At 32.9% G+C, this 23926-nt stretch carries 20 protein-coding genes; 15 read left to right on the plus strand and 5 right to left on the minus strand.

Annotated elements, in window-relative coordinates; translation table 11 throughout:
* The first annotated feature begins 373 nt into the window (after window positions 1-373).
* The 4 genes from BTM19_RS08670 to BTM19_RS08685 all read left to right on the plus strand — a co-directional run bounded on the left by BTM19_RS08670 (window position 374) and on the right by BTM19_RS08685 (window position 5405).
* Window positions 374-1153, plus strand: a complete 780-nt coding sequence (locus BTM19_RS08670) for a glucose 1-dehydrogenase (protein WP_029378385.1) — start codon at window positions 374-376, stop codon at window positions 1151-1153.
* A 348-nt stretch (window positions 1154-1501) separates the two neighbouring features.
* Window positions 1502-2518 carry an MsnO8 family LLM class oxidoreductase gene (locus tag BTM19_RS08675; RefSeq protein ID WP_058625529.1) on the plus strand — a complete coding sequence of 339 codons (1017 nt, stop codon included), beginning with the start codon at window positions 1502-1504 and terminating at the stop codon, window positions 2516-2518.
* Window positions 2515-3852 (plus strand): LLM class flavin-dependent oxidoreductase, encoded by a 1338-nt coding sequence (locus BTM19_RS08680; protein WP_058625528.1) that lies wholly within the window; start codon window positions 2515-2517, stop codon window positions 3850-3852. The genes BTM19_RS08675 and BTM19_RS08680 overlap by 4 nt, the downstream gene beginning before the upstream one ends.
* An 80-nt stretch (window positions 3853-3932) precedes the next feature.
* The gene (locus BTM19_RS08685; RefSeq protein WP_038679052.1) at window positions 3933-5405 is read left to right on the plus strand and encodes a Na+/H+ antiporter NhaC family protein; all 1473 of its coding nucleotides are present in this window, start codon (window positions 3933-3935) and stop codon (window positions 5403-5405) included.
* A gap of 103 nt (window positions 5406-5508) precedes the next feature.
* On the opposite strand, the gene BTM19_RS08690 is transcribed toward BTM19_RS08685, so the two are convergent.
* Window positions 5509-6273, minus strand: a complete 765-nt coding sequence (locus BTM19_RS08690) for a DeoR/GlpR family DNA-binding transcription regulator (protein WP_029378389.1) — start codon at window positions 6271-6273, stop codon at window positions 5509-5511.
* Between the two features lie 177 nt (window positions 6274-6450).
* On the opposite strand from BTM19_RS08690, the gene BTM19_RS08695 reads away from it, so the two are divergent.
* The 7 genes from BTM19_RS08695 to BTM19_RS08725 all read left to right on the plus strand — a co-directional run bounded on the left by BTM19_RS08695 (window position 6451) and on the right by BTM19_RS08725 (window position 12048).
* Window positions 6451-7533: an MDR/zinc-dependent alcohol dehydrogenase-like family protein gene (locus BTM19_RS08695; RefSeq protein ID WP_058625527.1), complete on the plus strand. Its 1083-nt coding sequence runs from the start codon at window positions 6451-6453 to the stop codon at window positions 7531-7533.
* A 44-nt stretch (window positions 7534-7577) separates the two neighbouring features.
* Entirely contained in the window at window positions 7578-8576 is a 999-nt protein-coding gene (locus BTM19_RS08700) for a dihydroxyacetone kinase subunit DhaK (RefSeq protein ID WP_029378391.1), read from the plus strand.
* A 12-nt stretch (window positions 8577-8588) separates the two neighbouring features.
* The gene (gene dhaL / locus BTM19_RS08705) at window positions 8589-9227 is read left to right on the plus strand and encodes a dihydroxyacetone kinase subunit DhaL (protein WP_029378392.1); all 639 of its coding nucleotides are present in this window, start codon (window positions 8589-8591) and stop codon (window positions 9225-9227) included.
* 25 nt (window positions 9228-9252) lie between these two features.
* Entirely contained in the window at window positions 9253-9699 is a 447-nt protein-coding gene (rpiB, locus tag BTM19_RS08710) for a ribose 5-phosphate isomerase B (RefSeq protein WP_029378393.1), read from the plus strand.
* Between the two features lie 175 nt (window positions 9700-9874).
* Window positions 9875-10288, plus strand: coding sequence for a DUF2871 domain-containing protein (locus BTM19_RS08715; RefSeq protein WP_017723240.1), 414 nt, complete (start codon window positions 9875-9877; stop codon window positions 10286-10288).
* Window positions 10289-10589: 301 nt separating this feature from the next.
* The gene (locus BTM19_RS08720) at window positions 10590-11621 is read left to right on the plus strand and encodes an NAD(P)/FAD-dependent oxidoreductase (protein WP_029378394.1); all 1032 of its coding nucleotides are present in this window, start codon (window positions 10590-10592) and stop codon (window positions 11619-11621) included.
* A 25-nt stretch (window positions 11622-11646) separates the two neighbouring features.
* Window positions 11647-12048 carry a GNAT family N-acetyltransferase gene (locus BTM19_RS08725; RefSeq protein ID WP_058625526.1) on the plus strand — a complete coding sequence of 134 codons (402 nt, stop codon included), beginning with the start codon at window positions 11647-11649 and terminating at the stop codon, window positions 12046-12048.
* Window positions 12049-12137: 89 nt separating this feature from the next.
* Here BTM19_RS08725 and glcP read toward each other — a convergent pair whose 3' ends face one another.
* Together glcP and BTM19_RS08735 are read right to left on the minus strand one after the other, a co-directional pair.
* Window positions 12138-13502, minus strand: coding sequence for a glucose transporter GlcP (gene glcP / locus BTM19_RS08730; protein WP_029378396.1), 1365 nt, complete (start codon window positions 13500-13502; stop codon window positions 12138-12140).
* A 277-nt stretch (window positions 13503-13779) separates the two neighbouring features.
* On the minus strand, window positions 13780-14769 hold the full coding sequence (locus BTM19_RS08735; RefSeq protein ID WP_029378397.1) for an acrylyl-CoA reductase family protein: 990 nt from the start codon (window positions 14767-14769) through the stop codon (window positions 13780-13782).
* A gap of 248 nt (window positions 14770-15017) precedes the next feature.
* Here BTM19_RS08735 and BTM19_RS08740 point away from each other — a divergent pair, with 248 nt between their 5' ends.
* Together BTM19_RS08740 and BTM19_RS08745 are read left to right on the plus strand one after the other, a co-directional pair.
* Window positions 15018-15536 carry a GNAT family N-acetyltransferase gene (locus BTM19_RS08740; RefSeq protein ID WP_029378398.1) on the plus strand — a complete coding sequence of 173 codons (519 nt, stop codon included), beginning with the start codon at window positions 15018-15020 and terminating at the stop codon, window positions 15534-15536.
* Window positions 15537-15779: 243 nt separating this feature from the next.
* Window positions 15780-16595 (plus strand): hypothetical protein, encoded by an 816-nt coding sequence (locus BTM19_RS08745; RefSeq protein WP_099265832.1) that lies wholly within the window; start codon window positions 15780-15782, stop codon window positions 16593-16595.
* Between the two features lie 335 nt (window positions 16596-16930).
* Here BTM19_RS08745 and BTM19_RS08750 read toward each other — a convergent pair whose 3' ends face one another.
* On the minus strand, window positions 16931-18619 hold the full coding sequence (locus BTM19_RS08750; protein WP_029378400.1) for a CDP-glycerol glycerophosphotransferase family protein: 1689 nt from the start codon (window positions 18617-18619) through the stop codon (window positions 16931-16933).
* Window positions 18620-18908: 289 nt separating this feature from the next.
* On the opposite strand from BTM19_RS08750, the gene BTM19_RS08755 reads away from it, so the two are divergent.
* Entirely contained in the window at window positions 18909-20510 is a 1602-nt protein-coding gene (locus tag BTM19_RS08755; RefSeq protein ID WP_038679045.1) for an L-lactate permease, read from the plus strand.
* Between the two features lie 244 nt (window positions 20511-20754).
* Here the strand turns inward: BTM19_RS08755 and BTM19_RS08760 are convergent, their stop codons facing one another.
* Window positions 20755-21903 carry a glycosyltransferase family 4 protein gene (locus tag BTM19_RS08760; protein WP_038679043.1) on the minus strand — a complete coding sequence of 383 codons (1149 nt, stop codon included), beginning with the start codon at window positions 21901-21903 and terminating at the stop codon, window positions 20755-20757.
* 395 nt (window positions 21904-22298) lie between these two features.
* On the opposite strand from BTM19_RS08760, the gene mqo reads away from it, so the two are divergent.
* Window positions 22299-23777 carry a malate dehydrogenase (quinone) gene (gene mqo / locus BTM19_RS08765; protein ID WP_029378403.1) on the plus strand — a complete coding sequence of 493 codons (1479 nt, stop codon included), beginning with the start codon at window positions 22299-22301 and terminating at the stop codon, window positions 23775-23777.
* Window positions 23778-23926 lie beyond the last annotated feature (149 nt).

Genomic DNA, 23926 nt, shown 5'->3' on the forward strand with positions numbered 1-23926 from the left:
ATGTAATCGTAAAAATTAGCATTTAAGTAATTATAAAATGGCGACAGCGACATTAGACGAGACAGAAATCGAATTTTGATTTCTGTCTCGTCTTTTATATATAAATTATTAAAATAACTATTACTGATGTTAGTTACAGATTTATTAAGTTATGCAGTTTTTTATATTTTAAAGATTACTTTAGTAGCAATGCTAAAGCAGATGCCAAAGTTCATATATACTATTTAGTAATTGAATTGTTTAGAGTGAATATACAGGAATTATATTCAGAATTAAATATAGAAAACGAATTCAGTAAGCGTTTACACTATCTTTGAATATCAATTTATTTTACAATTATAAATAATAGACGAAATAAATGGAGGCTACATATATGAGTGTTTTAGACAAATTTAAATTAGATGGTCAAGTCGCAATCGTGACAGGAGGTGCTTCAGGACTAGGAAAAGCAATGGGGAAAGGATTGGCTGAAGCTGGTGCAAACTTAGTTATTGCCGATATTAATTTAGATTTAGCAAAAGAAACAGCAAATGAATTTGAAACTGAAACAGGAAATCAAGCTTTGGCATGTAAAGTAGATGTAACAAATGTGTCAGACGTTGAGCAAATGGTTTCAGATGTAATGGATAAGTTTGGACGTATTGATATTCTATTCAACAATGCTGGAATCAATGAACATGTTAAATTTGAAGATATGCCTTACGATCGTTGGGTTAAAAATATGGATGTCAATATTAACAGTATGGTTTTAGTGTCACAAGCTGTAGGTAAAGTGATGATCGAACAACAAAAAGGTACTATTGTAAATACTTCTTCTATGTCAGGTATCATTGTAAATACGCCACAACCACAGGCGGCATATAATACTTCTAAAGGTGCAGTAATTATGTTTACTAAAAGCTTAGCAAATGAATGGGCAGAACATGGTATACGTGTAAATACGATTGCTCCAGGTTATATGGAAACAGAACTAACTAGAGACTATTTTGCTCAAGGTGGAGAAATGATTGATACATGGATGAATTTCACACCATTAGGTCGACCTGGTGTACCAGAAGAATTACAAGGTGCAGCATTATATTTAGCTTCTGATGCGTCATCATTTGTTACTGGTAGTGTTGTTACAATTGATGGGGGATATACAGCATTATAAATAATTAGTGCTTAACTCTGATAATAGTGTACAACTCTTGGAATTTAAGCGCGCGGCTTAAATTATGTTTCACAACTTTCAAAGCAACAAACGATGATAAAAAGCTTTTCATAACAGATTGTGACTATTTTAAAATTATATAAGAATATTGAAATAGGGGTTGAGGCAAAATAATACTCAATCCCTATTTTTTATGATGGTTTTTAAATTTCTTATATTAAATGACTCTTAGGTGTCTAATATTATTTAATCCTTACTAAAACGATAAGAATACTTGACAAAAATGTTTGAGGAGCATAATATTACTAGTAATCTAATATTCAGAAAACTGATTTGGGGGGATTACATATGACATCTATGAGTATTCTAGATCAAAGTCCAATTGATATTAATGAAACTGTAAATGATGGTATACAACGAACTGTTGAATTAGCACAACTAGCAGATAAATTAAAATATACGAGATATTTTGTTTCAGAGCACCATAATATTCCAGAAGTTGCGGGTACAAGCCCAGAAATATTAGTGACACATCTACTCAACAAGACTAACGAAATTCGTATTGGCTCAGGAGGAGTCATGTTACAGCACTATAGTCCTTTTAAAGTAATAGAACAATTCCATTTTATTAGCCACCTTGCACCAGGTAGAGTAGATTTAGGTATTGGTAAAGCACCTGGTGGATTTCCATTATCTACTCAAGCATTGCAGTCAGAATTCAAATCGCCACAAGTTACATTCAATGATAAATTCCAACTGTTAAACAATTTCAATAATCGCAGTTTTAAAGAAGATGACGCATATAATCAATTACAAACTTCTATAAGAGATGGTGATATCCCAGCACCTGAGCTCTTTTTATTAGGAGGTAGCGACCATTCCGCACAATTTGCAGCAAAAGAAAATGTCGGCTTTGTATATGCTTTCTTTATAAATTCTAACGTCGATATATTACGAAGTGCAGTAAAATCTTATAAACAACAATACCCAGAAGGACGTTTTATTGTTGCTGTAGCAGCAGTAGTAACAGAAAATGAAGATGAAAAAGCATTAGTTGAAGAGGGTCGTACAAATTATGCTTTGCATTTTAAAGATGGTAGAAAAATTACTGTAAATACTAAGGAGCAATTAGAAGAATTTAGTAAACAAAGCGCAGAACATTTTGAAGTAGAAGAAAAGCAAATAGACGTTTTAGAAGGATCAGCTGCTGAAGTTCAACATCAATTATCTCAGTTGAACAATGAAGGGCTCATCGATGAGTTTATGTTGCATATGCCAATACAGAATCACAAATTAAGAGTGAAAACAGTGGAGCAACTTGCTCCATCATATACAATTGCTAACCAGAAAGAAGGGGTATTATGAGTCAGAAAAAAATAGATTTCGGTATTATGTTAAATGGTCCGGGTAGTCATATGCATGCTTGGAAATCTAATGAGGTTCCTAGTGATGCAAGTACTAACTTTGAATACCAACTAGATATTGCTAAGAGAGCAGAGCGAGCAGGTTTTAGTTTTGTTTTTGTAGCAGATGGACTTTATATTCATGAGAAATCTATTCCTCATTTCTTAGACAGGCATGAACCTTTAACACTACTTGCTGCACTTGCGCCGATTACTCAAAAAATTGGTTTAGTTGGTACAATTTCAACTTCCTATAGTGAACCTTTCACTGTTGCGAGACAGCTAGCTACGATCGATAATATCAGTCATGGACGTGCAGGTTGGAACGTTGTTACATCACCACTTGAGGGTAGTGCTGATAACTATAGCAAAGGTGCTCATCCAGAGCATGATACGAGATATGATATCGCTGAAGAGCATATTCAAGTTGTACAAGGACTTTGGGATTCATATGAAGATGATGCCTTTAAATTTGATAGTGACAAAGGCGAATATTTAGACAAAAACAAAATGCACACATTAGATTATAAAGGTGAATATTTCCAAGTAAAAGGGCCGTTAAATGCAAGTCGTTCTGAACAAGGTCAACCAGTTATTTTTCAGGCAGGCGCTTCACCTAAAGGACAAGACTATGCTGCCAAATATGCAGATGCAGTTTTCACATTAGGAGAATCAAAAGAAAGTGCACAACGGAATTATGAAAGTATTAAAGATCAAGCCAAGGCTTATGGACGTAACCCCGATGAGGTAAGAGTATACCCGATTTTAGCACCAGTCATAGCTAAGACTGAATGTGAAGTAGAAGCACGTTTTGAAAATATTAAGACTTTAGCAAATATTGATGAAGCGTTAGATTATTTAGGGCGTTATTATGATCATCATGATTTTAGTCAATATGACTTAGATGCACCTTTTCCAGATTTAGGCGAAGTTGGTCAAAATAGTTTTCGAGCTACAGCAGATGCAATAGCTGATCGTGCAAAAACAAATCACTTAACGTTAAGAGAAGTCGCGCTAGAAGAAACAGTCAGACGCTCTCCATTTATGGGAACATACGAAGATGTAGCAGATTTAATTATTGAATGGGTAGAAGACGGCGCAGCAGATGGTTTTATTTTTGGTCCTCATATATACGGCGCGGTTTATGATGAATTCTTAGAAAATGTATTACCTATTTTAGAGGAAAAAGGCTATTATGATAAAGCGTTTCATGGTGAAACATTAAGAGATCATCTTGGTCTTCCTTTTAAAGAAAATAGATATACACAATCTAAACAATCTCGTGTTACAAATTAAAGCTTTGCAAGCATTGAAATTGATGGGCACAACTAAAATATAAAAGTTGTGCCTGTTTTTATTATAAGGAGTGAACGACTATGTCAGAATCTAGTACAACATCTTATCAAAATACTGTTAATCAAACAGCAAATAAAAACACTATAAAGACAAAAAGTAAATTAGAGTTACCACATGTGTTATTAATGATGTTAATAATGATGATGTTTGCTTGTTTTTTGACATATATCATTCCTGCTGGCGCGTTTAGTACCGAGAAAGATGGGTCGATGATACAAGGGACTTACCACGCAATTGCTCAACATCCTGTGAATCCATTTTATGCAATAACTCTGATTCTAAATGGGGGTATACAATCTGCTCAAACAGTCACTTTACTATTATTTATAGGTGGTTCGATGGGGGGCATTCTGCAGTTGAATTCAGTTACGAAAATAACCAATTTCATGATTTATCGGTTTGAACATGCAGGTGCATTACCTTTAATCATAGGTTTATTCTCATTGATGGCATTTATCGGATTCTTTGTTGGTGGGGACCAAATGATTGTGTTTGTAACCTTGGGCGTCATTTTAGTAAGACGTTTAAAATTGGATCCCATTATGGCTTTAGCGATTACATTTTTACCTTTGTATATGGCATTTTCAGTTTCACCATCAGGCATGGCTAAAATCGGACAAATTGTATATCCTGATGTCGCACTTTATTCAGGTTACGGTGGTAGGGCAATTATGTATCTTGTATTTTTAGTTGTGACCTTATTATATGTAATTTGGTATGCGCGAAGAGTAATTAAAAATCCAGATAATAGTATGATGACAACAAAAGTTTGGCAACAGCAAAATGATTCTCCATCAAATAGTGAAGTGAATTTGGAAGGTAGCACAGTAAGTTGGAGAGATATTATTGTCGTTAGTTTAGTTGTCGTGACACCAATCATTTTAGCTTTAGGGAATGGTTTGCTCAATTGGACTGAACGGTATGGTAATGGTGTTTTTATTACAGTATTTGGTTTGAGTTTTGTGTTAGCCTATGTTGTTAAAGGGCAACGGCCATCTGAAATGGTGGATGGATTTTTAGAAGGAGCGAAACCAATGCTTGTAGTTGCTTTTGCAATCATTATGGCAAATACTATTAGTGTGATATTGGAAAAAGGTCAAATATTAAGTACTATAGTGCATGGACTGACGACGCAACTTGATGGTGCCTCATCGGGTGTTGTTTCAGTGTTAGTGTTTTTCATAGCTACAATATTTAATTTCTTAGTGCCTTCTGGTTCTGGATTGATGAGCGTGATGGTGCCTATATTACAGCCTGTTACCACAGCATTAGGAGTTAATGATCAAATATTATTAACTTCATTATCTTTTGGTGGTGGATTAGGTAATCTCATCACTCCGACACTAGGTGCTACAATTGGTGCTATAGCTATAGCTAAAGCTAATTTTGGTTCATGGTTTAAATTTATGGCACCGCTATTTGTCATATGGATGATAATTGGTGGTGTGATACTTTATATATTTACGGCAATTGGCTGGAGCGGTGGTATATAATTGATATTCAAAATAAAAGGAACAATGATGACTTTATCTAAAAGTAATTTTACGTTTAGAACATTAAAGTCCATCATTGTTCCTTTTTTTGTTTTTTATTTTTTCATGGTGCTACTGTTAATGAAAATGGTACATTCTGTTTCCATTTATTTGATGGTGTTTCATCAGTTATAACTTCTGTAATGTCACTGATTTTTGCAAATGAAAGTGTAGAGGAGATATCGAATTTACTTTTATCAATAAGCGCAATGACATTTTCACTCTCTTTTACCATTTGTTTTTTTAATTGAACTTCAGGTAAAGAGAAATCAGTCAAGCCATTTTCAAGTGTAAAGCCGTTCGCAGATAAAAAGAAATAATCTATGTGATACATTTCAAGTATTTGTGAATCGATATTACCTGTAATCGCATTTGAATCTTGTGAAACAAAACCTCCAACTACAAGAACTGTTAAGTGTGGATTCTCTTTTAGTAATACTGCGTTTTCTAACCCGTTTGTGATAATAGTTAGTTCCATTGTTGTTTCCGTTAATAGTTTAGCCAATTCATAAGTTGTAGAACTTGCATCAATCATAATACATTGTTGTGGTTGAATTTTTTTCAAAGCATGTCTACTAATTTTATGTTTTTCTGAATGTTTTTGAGTTAAGCGATAAGAAAAATTCAAATTAGAACCAAGATTATCAATTATTTTTGCACCGCCGTGCGTACGGATTAGTTTATTTTCACCTTCAAGACGTCTTAAATCACTTCTTACAGTTGCTTCTGTAACATTTAAGTAATCAGAGAGCTGTTTTACCGTTGCGCGTTTATGAGATTTTATATAAGTATAAATATGTTCTCGGCGCTCATCAGCATACATTTTCATATGAATCACATCCTCCTTTATATCATTATACATTTTAACATAAATAGTGCACAAGAAAACTAAAACAAATCGAAATGAAAATAAACGAAAGAATATTTGAAAGAAACGAAAAAATATATTAAAATGATAATTGTTAATGAAAACGTTTTCTAAAAAGAAAAAGGGGAGCTTTTAATTATGACTAAGAAAAATTATCCAGAACAAATGAATGCTGTTGTAGCTTATGCACCTGGTGAATATAAATATGAAACAGTTGAAACTCCGAAAATAGAAAATTCAAAAGAAATTATCGTAAAGGTAGAAGCATGTGGCATCTGCGCAGGTGATATTAAAGCGTATGATGGTGCGCCAAGCTTTTGGGGTGATGAAACACAGCCATCATACATTAAATCACCGATGATTCCAGGGCATGAATTTATTGCTCGTATTGTTGAAAAGGGCAATGATGTTATAGATTTTGAAATTGGTGATCGTGTAATTTCTGAACAAATCGTACCTTGTTGGGAATGTAGATTCTGTAATCGTGGAGAATATTGGATGTGTGAAAAACATGACTTATATGGCTTCCAAAACAATGTGAACGGTGGTATGGCAGAGTATATGAAATTCACAAAAGAAGCAATCAATTACAAAGTGCCTGAGGATATGCCCATAGAAAAAGCAATTTTAATTGAACCATACGCCTGTAGTTTACATGCGGTACAACGTGCCAACATTAAATTAGGAGATTTTGTTGTACTTTCAGGTGCCGGAACATTAGGTTTAGGCATGGTAGGTGCAGCTAAAAAAGCAGGTGCTGAGACATTGGTTGTCTTAGACATGAAAGATGAAAGATTAGAACTAGCTAAGGAATTTGGTGCTGATATCGTAATGAATCCAGCTAAAGTTGATGTTGTGAAAGAAATCAAGTCAATGACGGAAGGATATGGCTGTGACACATATATTGAAGCTACGGGTCATCCTAAATCCGTTGAGCAAGGTTTGAGTGCAATCAGAAAGTTAGGTCGTTTTGTAGAATTCTCTGTATTTGCTGATCCAGTAACAGTAGATTGGAGTATTATTTCGGATCGTAAAGAATTAGATTTGATGGGTAGCCACTTAGGACCTTATTGCTATCCACTAGTCATTGATGGAATTCAAAAAGATGACTTTCCAACTGATGGTGTAGTCACACATCAATTATCTTTAAAAGATTTTGAACAAGGATTTGATTTGATGAAAAAAGGAGACAAATCATTAAAAATTGTTCTTGTACCTTAAAGCCAATGGCTAAAGAATTTATGTTATAAAAGGAGCGCATTGAAATGAAAAAAATGGTTAATAATCCAGACCATGTTATTGATGAATTAATGACTGGTTATTTAGCGGCTTACCCTGAATACTTAAGACGTTCAGAACTTCATAAAAGGGCTTTAATAGGTAACAAAAGAAATCAAAAACGCAAAGTAAGTGTCTTGATTGGTGGAGGATCTGGTCATGAACCAGGGTTTTTAGGATATGTAGGTCAAGGTATGGCGGATGGCGTGGCTGTCGGTAATATATTTGCCTCACCTTCACCGATACCAATTCAAGCTGTAACAAAAGAAATTAATCAGGATCACGGCGTGTTGTATATATACGGTAATTACGCTGGTGACTTAATGAACTTTGAGATGGCTAGCGAAATGACAGAAATAGAAGATGATATCCAAACGGCTGCTGTTATCGGTAACGACGATGTCGCTTCATCTAAAGATATTGACGACCGTAGAGGTATAGCCGGTGAATTACTTGTGTATAAAGCTGCTGGAGCGGCGGCAGATTTTGGATATAATTTGGAAGAAGTAAGACGTATTGCTCAATTTGCTAATGATCAAACACGTTCTATGGGGATTGGTTTAAGCCCATGTTATCTACCTCAAACTGGAAAACCAAGTTTTGATTTAGAAGATAATGAAATGGAAATAGGGTTAGGACATCACGGCGAGCCAGGCATAGAAAAAACAACGGTAAGAACAGCTAAAGAAACAGTAAACGTGATTATGCAGAACATTTTAAAAGAAGCAATTTACCATGAAGGTGATGAAGTGGTTGTCTTAGTTAATGGTCTGGGCGCTACATCTCAAATGGAACTTTATATAATTAATAAAGAAGTAAGTGAAATATTAGAAGATAAAAATATTAGTGTTTATAAAACATTTGTCGGTAATTTTATTACTTCGATGGAGATGGGTGGTTTTTCAGTGACATTAATGAAAGTAGATGAAACGCTGAAAGCATGTGTAGATCATCCAGTAGATTGTCCGAACTTCAAGGTAGTTTAGGGGGGCGTGAATATGGTATTAACAAGTCAAGCATTTAAAGATTATATATTAGCGTTAACAACGTTATTTGAACAGAAAAAAGATGAGCTTTGTGAGCTAGACAGAAAAATTGGTGATGGTGACCACGGCGTCACAATGGATATTGGTTATCAAGCTGTAAAGGAAACGATTCATAATGAGTTAGCATCACAAAGTGATATTGCGAAAATTAGTGTAGCTGTGGGGAAAAGTTTTTTAGATGCTGTGGGTTCATCAGTTGGTCCATTATATGCGTCTGGTTATTTAAAAGGCGCAGTAGCAATTAAAAATCAAACAGAGCTTGATGATGAAGGGTTATATCAATTTTGGATTGCATTTAGTAAAGGAATTAAAGATAGAGGCAAAGCCGAAATTGGTGATAAAACAATGATAGATACTTTAGAGCCGTTTTATAAATCATTAATAGAATCGATGGACCAAGATGTGGCTTTTACAGAAGGTTATAATAAAGCATTAAAAGAAGCACATTTAGGCATGGAAAGTACAAAAGATATTATTTCCAATAAAGGGCGCTCTAAGAGATTAGGATATAGATCACAGGGACATGTGGATCCTGGTGCGATGTCTGCTTATCTAATGCTACAGACATTTGGAAGTTTTATAGAGGATTAATAGACAATATTAAGGAGGAAATGAAATGAAAATAGCAATTGGTGCAGATCATAACGGATACGATTTAAAAGAAGCGGTAAAAGAACATGTTGAAACATTAGGTCATGAAGTTGAAGATTTTGGTTGTCATCAATGTGCAGAAACAGATTATCCAGATGTGGCAGCTGAAGTTGGTAAAAGCATACAACAAGGGCAAAATGCCCGTGGTATTTTAATATGCGGTACAGGTATCGGTGTAGCTATAACAGCTAATAAATTAACAGGGATACGTGCTGCGTTAGCACATGATTATTATTCTGCAGAGCGCGCTCAACTTAGTAATAATGCACAAATTTTAACAATGGGTGCACAAATAATTGGTATAGAAGTCGCTAAAAAAAATGTAGAAGCCTATCTCAATGTGAGTTGGGAAGGTGGCTCTCAACGAAAAGTTGATAAAATTGATGAAGTTGAAAGAAACGAGTCTAACTAAATAATAAAAATAATAGCTATAAAGAAATTTATCTTCATGAATTCTTTATAGCTATTTTTATTGTTTTGATATCTATGTCTAAAATAAATACGCCTAATCCTTTTTAAGAAGTTTGTAGAATTGTCACTGTAATTTTTAAAATATTATCCTATAATATGCTTAAGGAGGATTATCTATGCGTAGAGTACTGTATGCTTTTTTAGTTTATACAATATTAGGTTTATTAAGTGGATTTTATTATCGTGAATTAACGCTCGCTCATAACTTTACTGGAGATACACAACTCGTAGTTGTACATACACACACGTTAATATTAGGTATGTTTATGCACCTTATTTTATTACCTGTTGTGAAAATATTTAAATTAGATAGTTATTATTTATTTAACTGGTTCTTTATTATTTATAATGTTGGTGTACTGACTACGATAGGTATGATGTTTACGAAGGGAACTTATCAAGTTATTGGGCTTACTGTTCCAGATTCGTTTGCTGGCTTTGCGGGTATGGGTCATACTATTTTAACTGCAGGCTTTATATTGCTGTTTTTCGTATTAAGAAACGCAATTATTAAAGATCCTAGAGATTAATAAAAATAGTGGATAGCAATTTATAATAATGTTAAATCGCTGTCCAGTTGTAGAGAGAAATAAGAAATTCCAAAATTTTGGATTTCCTATTTCTCTTTTTTAATTACAGATTTTATCTTAAATTATATTTTCTTAATTATGATTCTTACATGTTATATCAATATAATGATAATTAAATAGAGTAATCTAAGATGATAAGTAAATGTATAAAAATGGAAGTTATAAAGGCTTTTCATTGATAATGGTTATCAATTATAGCATAATGTATGTAAGATACATGTTAAATTTGGGAGGAAGCTTTATGGATGACGTTATAATAATTGGTGGCGGACCAGCAGGATTGTTTGCTAGTTTCTATTCAGGATTACGAGGGATGAACGCTCGAATCATAGATATTCAAGATAAACTTGGGGGCAAAATGCATGTCTATCCAGAAAAAATTATATGGGATATTGGCGGATTAGCGCCGAAACCATGTTTTGAAGTTATTCAAGATACAGTTAGACAAGGCCTGCATTTTAATCCCGCAGTAAATTTAGAAGAACGTGTAATTGATATTAGAAAAATTGCGGAACAACATTTTGAGGTTGAAACGGATAAAGGGAAAATATTTTCAGGGAAGTCGGTAATTATAGCGATTGGTGGAGGTATCATTAATCCTAAACAACTAGACATTAAAGACGCAGAAAGATATAAATTGACTAACTTACATTATGTCGTACAGTCTTTGAAGAAATTTAAAGATAAAAATGTATTAATTTCTGGTGCAGGTAATTCAGCTCTGGATTGGGCTAACGATTTAAGTGGTTACGCTAAAAGTGTTACGCTCATTTATAGAAAAGCTGATATTAAAGGTTACGAAGCAATGAGAGAGAAAATGGAACAATTGAATGTTGAAAAAATACCGAATACACATATATATCAACTTATAGGTGACCAAGGACAAAATCAAATTGAAAAAGTGATATTAGAGCATATTGAAACAGGAGAACAAACGGTTAAAGCATTTGATGATGTGATTATCAGCCATGGTTTTGATAGAGAAAATACATTGCTAGAGGCTTCTTCAACTCAAGTAGACATGTTTAACGAGTACAGTATTAAAGGCTTTGGCAATACTGCTACGAGTATTGATGGGCTGTATGCATGTGGTGATATTATATATCATGAAGCAAAGGCACATCTTATTGCAAGTGCTTTTAGTGACGCGGCTAATGCTGCAAATTTGGCTAAGCTTTATATTGAGCCCAAAGCAGATGCAGAAGGGTATGTATCAAGTCATAATGATGTCTTTAAGGAATCAAATAAAGTAGTTATGAAAAAATATTTATAATATGATTTTTAGGAGAAAATAATAAATGATTGAGTTAAAGCATGAACCACCAACCGTTGAAGACTATAGAAATTTACGTAAAGTAGCTGGACTGAGTGAAAAATCTCGAAAAGCTGCAGAAAAAGGTATACCTAATGCATGTTTTAATGTCACAATCTATGATCAACAGGCATTAATAGGTATGGGAAGAGTGATTGGCGATGGTGGAACGGCATTTCAAATCATTGATATAGCAGTTAATCCAGCATATCAAGGCCATGGCTATGGAAAAGAAATAATGACAAATATTATGGAATATATTGACACTAAGTCCGAATCAGGAACCTATGTCAGTTTAATAGCTGATTATCCTGCAGATCAGTTGTATGCACAATTTGGATTTATTACTACAGAACCTAACTCGTGTGGTATGTATTTCAAATATTAATAGTTAAGCATTAATTTATAGTTTGTAATCTGAATATAACAAATGAGGAGGCTGGGACAAATTAATTGTCTCAGCCTCCTAGCTAATTGCTATTTAGTTTCTTCTATATTTGCATTTGCAGCGTTTGTTCTAGAACGTAAGTCTGCTTCAATTTCTTCTAAACTACGACCACGTGTTTCTGGTAAGTATTTGATTACAAAGATTAAGGCACAAATACCAATCGCAGCAAAGATTAAGAATACTTGTTCAACCGGCAATACATCCGTCAAAATCGGGAAGAATTGCGCAACTAGTAAGCTACCGATTGATAGCACAAGTGCTGCGACACCAGTTGCCGCACCACGTGCACGCATTGGGAATAATTCAGGTAACATAACCCAAAGTACTGGTCCCCATGTAAAGCCAAAGAATATAATGAATAAAGTTAAACAAGCTACGATAATCCATGCGGATGATTGAATACCGATTGTCCAAATTAAGACAGCCATAATCAGTAGTGAAGCTACCATACCAATGTTACCAATGACTAATAGACGCTTACGATCTACTTTATCAATAATCATGATAGCAACAATTGTAATTAAGACATTCACGGTACCAATTCCTACTGTACCTAAAATAGAAGTAGCATTACCTAAACCAGCTTTATTGAAAATAGTAGGTGCGTAATAAATGATTGCATTAATTCCTATTATTTGTTGAAGTAATGCAAAGATACTTCCGATAATCAGTGTTGGTCGTAACCATGGTGATTTTAAAACATTCCATGTGCTTTCAGAAATGCTATTAATTTCTTTCATATCCGCAATTTCTTTGTCTATTTCACTATCTTTAAATGTTAATTTCATCACATCACGAGCTGCTTTTTCACTTCTGTGCTCAAGTAACCATCTTGGACTTTCAGGCATAAATGCCACACCTATTAATAAGATAACTGAAGGTACTATTGCAAGTCCAAGCATCCATCTCCAACCCTCGATTGGTGTGAATGCATAGTTGATTAAGTATGATGATAAAATACCAATTGTAATCATTAATTGGTTTAAAGAACTTAATGAACCACGTTGTTCTGTAGGTGCCATTTCTGATAAATAAACTGGTACGATAGCAGTAGAACCACCTACAGCTAAACCAATGATTAGACGACCGAGAACTAGTATAGGCATGGAAGGTGCTAAGGCTAATATTAAAGCACCTACTATGTAAATAATTGCTATAATAAATACAACACGTCTGCGGCCTAACCTATCAGACATCGGTCCACTAGCACCTGAACCAAATATTGCCCCAACTAACATAGACGAAACTACAAGACCTTCAGTAAAACTATTTAAAGGTATATCATCTCTTATAAATAATAAGGCGCCAGATATTACTCCCATGTCATAACCATAGAGTAAACCTCCCAATGCACCAAGGAAAAAGATGAGCTTTTTATTTACTTTTATTCCCATAAAAACCCTCCTGAATGTTTTCGATAAAGATAAGTATACGCTTTCATATTTTGCTTGTAAATATTAAAGTATAAGATTTTTATTTATTCATATCTATTTATATGATATGTAATTTTTATTCATATGCATAAAAATGTGGGTTTATATTAATAGAAATGAATCGAAAAAGAGCGTAAATATGAAAACAAATTTTAAAGTTTGCTTTCATATTTACGCTCTATTCAAGAGTGACAATTTATGAATTGTTTATAATTTGAAACATTATTTTGTATTCATTTTATGCTTCAAAGTCGATGACAATACGGCCAGAATTTTCATGTTCAAGTACTTGTTTAATACTTGCTTCAATATCATCAAATTTAATAACTTGTTTTATGTCATGTAATTGATCTGGTTTTAAGTCTTTTGCTAAACGACGCCATATATGTTTGCGCTGTTTCATTTCAGTATAAACTGAATCGATACCTATAATACTAGTACCTCTTAATATAAATGGAAATACAGAACTATCAAAGTTTGTTCCACCGGTCATACCTATTAAAGCAACGCTGCCATCATAATCTAATTGTTTAATGATTTGTGATAAACTCTCGCCACCGACTGGATCAATAGCGCCTTGCCAAGTACGTTTACCAAGTGGTTTGTTTTCACTTTCAGAAATACGAGGTATTACTTCTTTCGCACCTAAAGATTTAAGCTTAGCTTCAGCGTTTTGTTTACCGGTACTTGCAACAACATCAAAGCCGATAGAGTCCAACATCATTACTGCAAGGGTACCTACACCGCCTGTTGCACCACGTACAAGTACATCTTCTTTTTCTACAGATAAACCATTATGTTCTAACTTTTCGATAGCTAAACCTGCTGTATAGCCAGCTGTTCCATAAATCATAGCTTCTTCAAGGGTTAAATCTTTTGGTAAAGGCACAATCCATTCTTCTCTAACACGTGCGTATTCACTAAAACCACCAAAGTGGCTGATACCTAAGTCATAACCAGTAACAATAACTTCGTCACCAGCTTCAAAAGCATGAGTATCAGAATGTTCTACTACGCCAGCTAAATCAATACCTGGAACCATTGGGTAGGATTTTACGATTTTTGAATTTTTCACTGTTGCCAGTGCATCTTTATAATTGATACCAGAATACTTAACTTTTATAAGTACTTCGCCCTCTGGTAAATCATTTATTGATAAATCTTTATATTGGTTAATTACTTTGCCGTCTTGTTCATCGACTACAAAAGCTTTAAATGTTTCAGTCATTGCCAAATGGCACTCCCTTATGTATATATTTAAGAACAATTAAAAAACTAGAACTACTTTATCATGTAATTGAATATTACACAATAAGGCTAAACTATACGTTTTTTAGGTAAGCGCTTTAAATTAAAAACAATTTGATTTTTGTAAAGAAAAGTAAATAATTATAAAAGTATTATTGTTCAATAGTAAGATAAGCAGTGTTTTAGTATAATTGATTTTAAAGAGAGAACAAAGTAGGGGGGAGTAATATGACGACTCATATTGAATTGGTAAAATCTAATGAGCTAGAACAATTGCGTCAACTTAGTATCACTACATTTAAGACAACATTTGAAGACGGTGGTTACACTGATGAAGATTTCGAGAAATACTTTAATGAAGCTTATAATTTAGAACAACTAAATAAAGAGTTAGAAAATAAATCATCCTTCACTTATTTTTATAAAGAAAATAAAGAGATAGTAGGATATTTTAAATTAAATATTAATCAAGCCCAATCGGAAGAAAAAGGCAATGAATACCTCGAAATACAACGTATTTATTTTTTACCAAAGGCTCAAGGGGGCGGACGAGGAAAACACGTTTTTGAATTCGCAATTGAAAAAGCGCGAGAATTAAAGAAAACTAAAATTTGGTTAGGTGTTTGGGAGCATAATAAGCAAGCGCTTAATTTTTACGAAAAACAAGGACTGCGTGTTACAGGAGAACATCACTTTTATACTGGTAATGTAGTCGATATAGATTTAATTATGGAAAAAGAAATTTAGCAACAAAGTTTCGTTGAATGATTTGTGACATAATTTAAATATGTTATGGAACTGTAATAAAGTTGAGAAATATTTTGACTTTGTTAAATTTATATAATTTTTTTAAGGATTTTTCATTAAAGATGTTTAGTGTTAATTTTATAGTGAATAATAAACTAATTCTCATTCAACCTCTTGGGGAATGATATACATAGATACTGACCATTAGGTTGTGAGTATTAAAAAATAAGGAGGTTTTTCTATATGAAAAAACTATTAGCAGGTTTTCTTACTTTATCTTTAGCACTCGCGGCTTGTTCAAATGGTAGCGATGAAGACAGTAGCAAAAAGGACGATAATTCAAAAGACAGTCAATCATCTGATGACAAATCAAAAGATTCTAAAAATGATGACAAGAAGAGCAATGATAGCTCTGACAAAGATTCAGACAAAAACAAAGATTCAGATAGTAAATCTAACAAAGATGGTTCTTCAAATGATGATGCTAACAGTAATGGAAATAATTCTGACAGTACATCAAATGATAGTAACAGTTCTTCTGATGACAATGGTAATACCACAGGTAATAGTTCTGATTCAGATGGTAACAACGGATCTAGTGATGCGAATAGTGGAAATAGCGCATCAAATTCAGAAAATGGTGACAATACAAATAACAACAATGCGAATAGTGATAATACAAATGGTAGTAACAGTGCTAGCAATAATGCCAATTCAAATAATAATGCATCAAACTCAAGCACATCACAATATGTAGTTCCTTATCAAGGACAAAATGCTGTACCAGTAGCGCAAAATATTACATCTGGTAACGTAGATCCACAAACTGCATTACAAAGTTTACCTAATTTCCAAAATTCATTGGACAACGCCACTGCTGAAGTTAACTCATTAAATGGTCAATCTAATCCATTCAATGATTATGCTATTGAAGGTAGCGAAGGGAACTATAGTTATATCTTTAGTTTCCAAAATCAAGCACAACCAGGGACTTATACAATCGCTACAGTAGACCAACAAGGTACAGTTAGAGTAGTAGACCCAGCGTATCAACAATAAAAATAATATTATGAAGTAAGTAACAGGGGAATAAGGGCCAATTATTCAAAATAAGAGAGCTAATCGATTTAGATTAGTTCTCTTTTATATTTAAAGTGCTAGGATTTTTGAACATGTAAAATTTAAGGACTATAAGAATATATGGTGCAAGCCTGTTGCCTCTCACTCATATTATTCTCTTGAATATCACCACATAACAAAATTAAATAAAACAACGAAAACGTCAATTTCTATTGAAATTGACGTTTATTTTTAAGTTAGAAAGCTTTATGACTGATACATTTTGAACATGTATTAATAATTGTACACGTAATTAAAAAGCTGAATATTATATTTTACTTAGACTTAGTGCATTTATGAATGACGTGAGAAATAGTTTCAAAAGCATGGTTATCTTTATTTACAAAAGAATTATCGTGTATATCTTTCATTTGATGACTTATTAGATCGTTGAGTAATGCTTTAGCATCACTGTAGCGTACTGTAGATAGCGCGTGCATTACTTCTTCATAAACACCACGTTCAGAAACATATTTTTCGTGATTTGGCGTGTATTGACAGACCGTTTTATCAATAGTTAGTGCATCAAAAATAATCGATGAATAGTCAGTTAAGACTATATCTGAAATCAATAGTAAATCTTGAACTTCTATATGTGAAGGCGCAATAATTGCGTTCTCCGGAACATAGTTAGAATTATCTTCAACATGTCCTTTGAAAATAACATTGTATTTATTTAGAAGGCCATCGCTTATTGGTAATAAATCAGACTCATCATAATCGGTGCGCCAAGTAGGTGCATAAAGTAATGTCTCTTTTTCTGGATTTAATTTCAATTCTTTTTTGATAAATGAAATATAGTGATGATCAGATTGTTTATCTAATAAGTACCGAACTCTTGGATAACCACAATTTAATATATGTGTTTGTTGTTGTGGGAAAGCAGTTTTAAAATAATCAATGATCGCTGAACAATCACTGACGAAATAGTCTTGTTGCAACCATTTGTTATATTTGCGTGCACGATAATTATAAATATTAAGGTTTTGAGTTGGTTCAGGACTATCTAAAAATAATTTTTTTATAGGGGTGCCATGCCAAAGTTGTATAATGGTTCCGTTTGGTTTTAGTGAGTCTGGTATATAACTTTCTAATATAACAACTTGTGCAGTTTCGATAAGTAATTTAGCTTTTGGATCATCTGGTTTAATAAAATTAGGGCCGTTTACATCGTTAGTAATAAAATAAATAGGTAATTTAGTAAAATGTTTTGCAAAGTGATTAAATAAGTAACGAGAATTACCACGGAAACCATAATCAAAACCTAAGAAAACGATGTGATTTTTAACTTTAGATTTGTCTTTTTCATAAATATAACTTGCTTCACGATGTTTTTTGTCAAAATGTTGTTGAAGCATATGATAAAACCAATGAGGCAATTTAAAACCGGTATTTTTTAAGCATTTATCTGTAAAGCGCAATTGCTCTGGTGCGAGTGTTTCACTATTTTTAAATGGCACAGCATGTTTATGTTCATAAGCCAATTTATTCAGGCTAAATTTAGTCGTGTTTAATGGCGTTAATTTATAAATTTCATTCCAAATATGGTCGCTTGTAATAAATGTAGATTCAAAATTAAAGACCACATGGCTATCTGTACAAACATCATCTTGTAATAGTGAAACTAGCGATAAGTCAAAAATATTGTTGACTTCAAAATTTTTTAAGTTATTTTGTGTTGTTTCTATATGGAAAATAACATTTGGAAAGTGGTTAATATTTTCAATCCAATCATTAAAAGTTATTTCTGATTTTCCAAAATAGCGACAGTCGTTGACGTATTGTTGCTGAACTGTATAGTCTGCTACAATCGGGCATGGTTTTAATTCAACCGCTTCAAGCATATTTTGATATATTTCAATATGGTCATTAATTAATACAAAGTGTGAATAACCCTCTAATATTGCTTTTTCCAATTCAGACTCTAAAAGGTGCAACGCTGTAATTTCAATTTGTTTTATCATTTGTATACCTCTACTTAATAGTTGTTTATACTATTTTATCATGTAAAGAACCTATGACAAAAGGTTCCCTTGTAAACTTAAATGCATCAAACTAATTATTTTTTAAGCTTTAAATTATTGGAAAATGACTTTTAAAATTTATAAAATAGGGGAAACATTAACGGGGGGAAATTAATTCTCAAAAATTTATTGTAATTAGAAAGAAAAATGTTATAATTTAATTGTGAAAAAAATCACAATGTTAGGTTCTTCAATATCAAATAAAAATAGAAAATGGAAGTGAGTCAAAATGTTTGTAGAATCTTTTAACCCCTTTGGTAACATTTTTTTATCAACATTAGTAGCAGCAATACCTATAGTTTTGTTTCTTTTATGTCTAACTCTTTTTAAGATGAAAGGTATTTATGCTTCATTAACAACTGTAGTTGTTACACTTATTATAGCAATGCTATTCTTCAAACTACCTGTGATGATAGCATCAGGAGCAGTGGTTGAAGGATTTTTCCAAGGTATTATACCAATTGGATATATTGTAGTTATGGCAGTTTTACTTTATAAGATTACGAATGAAACTGGCCAGTTTAATACAATACAAGATAGTATTTCTAGTATTTCACAAGATCAGCGTATCCAATTATTGTTAATTGGTTTTGCTTTTAATGGCTTTTTAGAAGGTGCAGCAGGTTTTGGCGTACCAATTGCGATTTGTGCATTATTACTAACACAGTTAGGGTTTGGGCCGTTACAAGCAGCGATGCTTTGTTTAATAGCTAATGCGTCTGCAGGTGCATTTGGGGCAATTGGTCTACCTGTCACTGTTATTGATACATTAGGTTTGCCAGATAATATTTCAGGGATGGCAGTCTCACAAATGTCAGCATTAACTTTAGTATTTATGAATCTGTTAATACCATTTTTATTAATATGGATTATTGATGGTTTTAAAGGTATTAAAGAAACGTTACCAGCTATTTTAATTGTCGGTGGGACTTTCGCAGTCTTACAAGGTTTAATTACTGTATTTATTGGACCTGAATTGGCGGACATTATACCACCATTAGTTTCAATGTTAGCTTTAGCTTTATTCTCGAAAAAATTCCAACCGAAAAATATTTTTAGATTGAATAAAGATGAAAAGCCACAAATAATTACAAAACATAAACCTAAAGAAATTATTTATGCTTGGAGCCCATTTGTGATTTTAACTGTGATTGTAATGATTTGGAGTGCGCAAAGCTTTAAATCACTTTTCGCTCCAGATGGTGCATTATCTGCACTTGTCTTTAACATAACGTTACCAGGAACTTATAGTGACATTGCAAATAAAGCAATCACGTTACCACTGAATATAGTAGGCCAAACAGGAACAGCTATTTTACTTGTAATTATTATCACAATTTTAATGTCAAAAAATGTAGAATTTAAGGATGGCGTACGACTATTTAAAGAGGCATTTAAAGAATTGTGGTTACCAATTATAACGATTTGTTTTATCTTGGTAATTTCTAAATTAATGACATACGCTGGTCTAAGTAGCGCAGTAGGTGAGGGTATTGCGAAAACAGGAAGTATCTTCCCATTGTTATCTCCAATATTGGGTTGGATTGGGGTATTCTTAACAGGTTCTGTTACAAATAACAACTCATTATTTGCACCAATTCAAGCAGCAGTAGCAAATAATATTGGTGCTAGTGGCGCTTTACTAGTATCAGCAAATACTGTTGGTGGTGTGGCGGCTAAGTTGATATCACCACAATCTATTGCAATTGCGACAGCTTCTGTACAACAAGTCGGAAAAGAATCTGAATTGTTGAAAATGACATTACGTTATAGCATTGCTTTACTTATATTTGTATGTGTTTGGACATTCTTATTACATTTATTCTTGTAATAATCAAATTTGTTAAACTATAAATAAAAAGTCGTCTTAATTAAGTAAATGCATCTTATTTATGAAGAAAAATTAAAAACACGCTCGTATAAATTCATTTTGCTATGAATTAAACGAGCGTGTTTTTTATGCATTATTATATTGGATGCGCCTTAAGTACATATCTTGATTCTTGAATTTGTTAATAAGGTATTTAGCAAATTTTATACTAATTCGTTTTTGCAATTATTCAACATTAATCTAATCAAGCGTTTAGCATAGTTAAAAAGTCTTGATAAATCGCTTTTGGTGCATAAGATGCAACGGTTTTATAACCATTTTGAATGACAACCTCGTCTTTAAACTCTTGGTTTATGAGACGGCGTAATTGATCAGATAATGCATCTACGTTTTCATGTTCAATTAAATAGCCATTTATATTGTTTTGGATGATTGCATCAGGTCCAGCATTGCCATCAAAACTGACTACTACGCTACTTTGGTTCATAGCTTCTAATATCACCATACCGAAACCTTCATTACGCGAAGGGATAACCGTAATTTCACTTATTGCTAGTTTTTCGTTTAATTGCTGCGTGGAGCCATATAATTTTATAATGTCTGATAGATTATATTGATTAATCAGTTGTTGTAAATTCGCTTGTTCTTTGCCTTCACCATATATATGGACTTGATAATTAAATTTCCTAACAGCTTGTTGAATATGATTAATACTTTCAATTAATAAATCAAACCCTTTTTCATATTCTAAACGACCAGCCGCACAGATGATTTTTTCTTTCGGCTCGTGGAGACGAACTTCATTGATAATATTAGGAACTACGAATATAGGTGTATCGATATGTGATTGGTATTTATGTTTATCTGCAGTAGTTAATGTTGTTACTTTATCTAAATCTTTGTAGCTTTTAATAATTTCTTGTTGATATGGTTCAGAATGTGCGTCAAAGTTCATATGCTCCATACCAATTTTTTCAATTTGAGTACTACCGTATTTAGCAATTAATATATTAAAACTTGCACGTGTACCTACAATCACATCTGTAGAAACATTGCTTATAGCTTTAATCATTTTCTTCTCTATATAGTGAGAAAATTGATCAATGCCTGGTTCAAATTGCGAAATATATTTTGGTCTGGAAAATGATGTGAATTTAGCGATTCTATTTATAACAATATCTTTTAGATTAAGTGGATGAAATTGATAGTTAATTAAAGGTTTAATTTTAATGGATTCATGAATATCAAAGTAAGGCGAATCAGCCCCTTTAAAAATAGTTATGATTTCTACATGATGTCCTTTTTCAGCTAATATATTTGCCATTTGAGAAATAGATTTGACGGTGCCTCCCATTGCATAAACATTATGCATGAAAAATGTTATTGATTTCATTAAAAAAACCTCCAAAAGAACTTTACTTAAATTGAAACTCATTATAGCATGAAATGAATTTTGTATAGGTATAATAGCTAAATAATTTTAAACTAGCAATTAATATAGCGTTATATTAGCCTTTTCACTAAGAAAGTGTAAGAATTTCTGTGTGAGCTAGTTAACACATATTAACAAAATTTGTGTAGAATTTCTGAAAGCCCTTTTTTCATGAGCTGATTATGTATATAATTAGAGAGGTATGGAAATATATTGTGTTGTTGCTTAATTACATAGCGATAATACGTGCTTTATTATTTTAATCTATAGAAAACGCTTTATTTTTATTGATGTGATTAATAACATTAAAGACAACGTTTCTATTTAACACATATAAAAGGGGGACTGTATTTGTTATGAGCACACAACATAGCAAAACAGATGTCATCTTAATTGGTGGCGGTATCATGAGCGCAACGTTAGGAACATTATTAAAAGAACTCGCACCTGAGAAAGAAATTAAGATGTTTGAAAGGTTAGCTACACCTGCGGAAGAAAGTTCCAATGCATGGAATAATGCAGGTACAGGTCATTCTGCGTTATGTGAATTAAACTATACTAGTGAAAATAAAGATGGAACAATAGATATCAATAAAGCAGTTAAAATTAATGAACAATTCCAAGTTTCAAAACAATTTTGGAGTTATCTGATTAAAAAAGGACAACTTGAAAATCCAGAGAAATTTATCAAACCAGTACCACATATGAGCTTTGTTCAAGGTGTTAAAAATGTTGATTTCTTGAAAAGACGTGTAGACAGACTAAACAAAAACATTTTATTTAGTAATATGGAAATCACAGATGATAAAGATAAAATCGCTGAATGGACACCACTTATTATGGAGGGCCGTACGTCCAATATACCAATGGCGATTAGTTATGATAAAACAGGAACAGACGTTAACTTCAGTGGATTAACTAGAAAGTTATTCGAAAATTTAGAAGATAAGCAAGTAGAGTTGAATTATGAACATGAAGTAAGAGATATTCAGCAACGTAAAGATGGCGTGTGGGAAGTGAAAGTTAAAGACTTGCAAACGAACGATGAGACGATTGTTGAAAGTGACTTTGTATTTATTGGCGCTGGTGGTGCTAGTTTACAGTTGTTGCAAAAAACAGGAATTAAAGAGTCTAAACATATTGGTGGTTTCCCAGTAAGTGGATTGTTCTTAGTATGTAAAGATGAAGCTATTGCCCAAAAGCATTTAGCTAAAGTTTATGGTAAAGCTCCAGTAGGTGCTCCACCAATGTCAGTACCACATTTAGATACACGCTATATAGATGGCAAACGAACTATTTTATTTGGTCCATTTGCAGGTTTTTCACCAAAATTCTTAAAAACGGGTTCTAATATGGATTTAATCAAGTCTGTTAAGCCAAACAACCTTATTACGATGTTATCTGCAGGAATTAAAGAGATGAATTTAACGAAATATCTTATCTCGCAATTAACGTTATCAAATGAAGAACGTATGGAAGATTTACGTCAATTTGTACCTAATGCTAAAAGTGAAGATTGGGAAATTGTCGTTGCTGGTCAACGTGTGCAAGTAATCAAGGATACGGATCAAGGTAAAGGAACATTACAATTTGGTACGGAAGTTATTACGTCAGAAGATGGTTCATTATCTGCACTTTTAGGTGCTTCTCCAGGGGCGTCTACGGCAGTCGACATTATGCTTGATTTGCTCAAGCGTTGTTACAAAGACGAATTCGTTACTTGGGAAGATAAAGTCAAAGAAATCATACCTTCGTATGGCATGAAACTATCAGAAAATGAAGCGTTATATACTCAATTAAATAAAGAAATAACGGAAAATTTAAAAATTAATTAATCACTTAATACACTAAAGCTTGATTATATATCTAAGTCTATTGTTTATATTAATAGAGACAAACTAATCGCTCTTATAGCGTGCAGTTTGTCTTTTTATATTGTTTTTTAATTATAAAGAAAATGCTGAGAGAGCACGTAAATATATGT

Source organism: Staphylococcus xylosus, assembly GCF_002732165.1.
Lineage (GTDB): Bacteria > Bacillota > Bacilli > Staphylococcales > Staphylococcaceae > Staphylococcus > Staphylococcus xylosus.

What these genes read in the sequence shown, in the direction of transcription:
- mqo (WP_029378403.1), top strand. Translation starts at nt 22,299, where the DNA reads ATGAGCACACAACATAGCAAAACAGATGTCATCTTAATTGGTGGCGGT.
- BTM19_RS08675 (WP_058625529.1), top strand. Translation starts at nt 1,502, where the DNA reads ATGACATCTATGAGTATTCTAGATCAAAGTCCAATTGATATTAATGAA.
- BTM19_RS08680 (WP_058625528.1), top strand. Translation starts at nt 2,515, where the DNA reads ATGAGTCAGAAAAAAATAGATTTCGGTATTATGTTAAATGGTCCGGGT.
- BTM19_RS08685 (WP_038679052.1), top strand. Translation starts at nt 3,933, where the DNA reads ATGTCAGAATCTAGTACAACATCTTATCAAAATACTGTTAATCAAACA.
- BTM19_RS08740 (WP_029378398.1), top strand. Translation starts at nt 15,018, where the DNA reads ATGACGACTCATATTGAATTGGTAAAATCTAATGAGCTAGAACAATTG.
- BTM19_RS08745 (WP_099265832.1), top strand. Translation starts at nt 15,780, where the DNA reads ATGAAAAAACTATTAGCAGGTTTTCTTACTTTATCTTTAGCACTCGCG.
- BTM19_RS08725 (WP_058625526.1), top strand. Translation starts at nt 11,647, where the DNA reads ATGATTGAGTTAAAGCATGAACCACCAACCGTTGAAGACTATAGAAAT.
- glcP (WP_029378396.1), bottom strand. Translation starts at nt 13,502, where the DNA reads ATGGGAATAAAAGTAAATAAAAAGCTCATCTTTTTCCTTGGTGCATTG.
- BTM19_RS08750 (WP_029378400.1), bottom strand. Translation starts at nt 18,619, where the DNA reads ATGATAAAACAAATTGAAATTACAGCGTTGCACCTTTTAGAGTCTGAA.
- BTM19_RS08715 (WP_017723240.1), top strand. Translation starts at nt 9,875, where the DNA reads ATGCGTAGAGTACTGTATGCTTTTTTAGTTTATACAATATTAGGTTTA.
- BTM19_RS08720 (WP_029378394.1), top strand. Translation starts at nt 10,590, where the DNA reads ATGGATGACGTTATAATAATTGGTGGCGGACCAGCAGGATTGTTTGCT.
- BTM19_RS08735 (WP_029378397.1), bottom strand. Translation starts at nt 14,769, where the DNA reads ATGACTGAAACATTTAAAGCTTTTGTAGTCGATGAACAAGACGGCAAA.
- BTM19_RS08760 (WP_038679043.1), bottom strand. Translation starts at nt 21,903, where the DNA reads ATGAAATCAATAACATTTTTCATGCATAATGTTTATGCAATGGGAGGC.
- BTM19_RS08670 (WP_029378385.1), top strand. Translation starts at nt 374, where the DNA reads ATGAGTGTTTTAGACAAATTTAAATTAGATGGTCAAGTCGCAATCGTG.
- BTM19_RS08755 (WP_038679045.1), top strand. Translation starts at nt 18,909, where the DNA reads ATGTTTGTAGAATCTTTTAACCCCTTTGGTAACATTTTTTTATCAACA.
- rpiB (WP_029378393.1), top strand. Translation starts at nt 9,253, where the DNA reads ATGAAAATAGCAATTGGTGCAGATCATAACGGATACGATTTAAAAGAA.
- BTM19_RS08690 (WP_029378389.1), bottom strand. Translation starts at nt 6,273, where the DNA reads ATGAAAATGTATGCTGATGAGCGCCGAGAACATATTTATACTTATATA.
- dhaL (WP_029378392.1), top strand. Translation starts at nt 8,589, where the DNA reads ATGGTATTAACAAGTCAAGCATTTAAAGATTATATATTAGCGTTAACA.
- BTM19_RS08695 (WP_058625527.1), top strand. Translation starts at nt 6,451, where the DNA reads ATGACTAAGAAAAATTATCCAGAACAAATGAATGCTGTTGTAGCTTAT.
- BTM19_RS08700 (WP_029378391.1), top strand. Translation starts at nt 7,578, where the DNA reads ATGAAAAAAATGGTTAATAATCCAGACCATGTTATTGATGAATTAATG.